Source organism: Roseibium sp. RKSG952 (assembly GCF_009711355.1).
Genome location: NZ_SMMF01000574.1, coordinates 1 through 1,997 on the forward strand (window position 1 = coordinate 1; position 1,997 = coordinate 1,997).

Genomic DNA, 1,997 nt, shown 5'->3' on the forward strand with positions numbered 1-1,997 from the left:
CGCTCAACTTCTTTTCGTTCAGGCTCTGAGACTGACAGGTGCTACTATACCATTTAATTAATAAATTAAATCAAGACAAAATCCTTCTATATACATTGAACAATTTTCTCTCCTGCGACTCCCAAGAGTATTCCTCGGAAAGACGTTGCCATTTTTCTTCGCTAATTTTATATGCATCTCTATTTTCTAACATCTCATAAATTGCCAATGGGAGCCCGGCGCGATTGTCATAATCGACGACACGGCCGTGACCAATTTCATTCAAAAACTCAGAAATTTCATCGAGTTCATTTGAGAGAATTGGGATCTTGGCAAATGTCATTTCGAATAGTTTATTTGGCATACAGTACTGATATGACAGAGTAACGGGCTCAACTGATATGATACCGACATCAGCACTGCTGATGTAAGAAACAACCTGTCGATAAGGAACAGGAGGCAACGCGCGGAAGCGGTGGCTCACACCAAGGCGCTCTGTAGCAGCTTCAAGCTCTCGCATGGACTTCGGGTCCGACGGCCCAACAGCAGCGAAGTACACATTCGGAAGCATTGGCAGCATGGAGATCACATCTGAAATGCCGCGCCCTGCGGTGATCTTGCCAACATAAACAATTAGTTTACTGTCAGGGCCAATTTCACAGTCTTGCTTTATCTGGCGCCTGCATGGGTCAAGTGGCGGGCTATTGTAGATCACGTCTACGGATCGCCCTATCATTTTTGACAGTTCGCGCGCACCGTACCGTCCAACACTGAGGACCGCGTCCGCTGCCCTGCTGTTCCTTGTTTCAACGCGCGCCACCCAAAGCTTCTGCAAGCGGCTCAAAGGTGGGTTTCGGTGAACTTCAAGCTCGTGCGCATCATATACGACCTTGGCGCCAGTTATTTCCGCTGCCTTGATCGCAAGTGGAAGACAAATCAAATCATGTGCATGAATAACATTTGGCTTTAGTTCTACAACTTTTTCAATAAAATTTTCACAATAAAGCTTGTATTTTAAGTATGGAACAAGCGCTTTAACAAGCACTGTAGCAAGATATCTGCTTAAACTCTTCACAATAGAAAGTGGGAATGTACTTCGAAGTAGTTCTCCGGGATTCCATATTACACGATGATAGCTCACGCCGTTATACTTTTCAAATGGCGCTATTCCGGCCTTCAGTGTCGCGACGACATGAACGTCAAATCCGTACGTCTTGGCCGCTTCAGCCATTTTGATAACTCGAGCATCGGCAACGCAAGGGTTCGATACTAGCGCAACGACCCTCTGCTTAATTCCAGTGGAAACACTCAAGATTTCTTACCACTTTCTTTGGTTTCGGAATTGTCCGAAGGTGCTTTAATAATATTATTGGCTGCTGATGCTGTGTATGAGCTGGCATGCGTGTCGAACCGAAGTTTTAAAAAGTATCCAGCCAAATCAAATAGCTTCCACGCCAGTACCCCGGTCACAGATGCTAATGCCAATATCCAGATTTTGGCCCACCAAATCCCATCACTGAGATCAAACTCAAGACGATAGTTACCGATAAGGAAATTGATTGAATACATGAATAAAAAAATAGCAAAGATAGATCTGGATTTTCTCATCTTACTATAAACACGGGTTGATGACTTTCTAAATTTCACAATTTTTTTCTTCTCGCCCACGTCTCCGGCCCCAAGGAGCTGCGCCGCTACACTTGGGGAAAAAATTGCACCGCGAAGTCTGGCATTTGAAAAGTCAGCGGCGGTCAATTCAGCTCCCTTGAAATTCGCCTGACTTACACGTGCACCTTGGAAGTTTGATCCGTGGAGATTTGCAGCTGACAGATTAGCACTCTGCAGTAGCGCATTACTGAAGTCGGCCCACTCCGCAGCGAGAGCACGCATCCGGGCACGGACAAACTTAGAATCTCTCAAAATGCAACCATGCATTTTCGCATTGTCAAGAACCGCCCGGGTAAAATCTGCTTTCAAGAGAATTGCATCGGAAAAATCTGCCCGCTCACAATTTGCAT

2 protein-coding genes are annotated in these 1,997 nt (G+C 45.5%); both read right to left on the reverse strand.

Annotated elements, in window-relative coordinates; genetic code table 11:
• Positions 1 to 70 precede the first annotated feature (70 nt).
• Positions 71 to 1,210 carry a glycosyltransferase family 4 protein gene (locus tag E1297_RS02410; RefSeq protein ID WP_155133441.1) on the reverse strand — a complete coding sequence of 380 codons (1,140 nt, stop codon included), beginning with the start codon at positions 1,208 to 1,210 and terminating at the stop codon, positions 71 to 73.
• 77 nt (positions 1,211 to 1,287) lie between these two features.
• Positions 1,288 to 1,997, reverse strand: a 710-nt coding sequence (locus tag E1297_RS02415; RefSeq protein ID WP_196223149.1) for a pentapeptide repeat-containing protein, incomplete at its 5' end; no start/stop codon positions are given.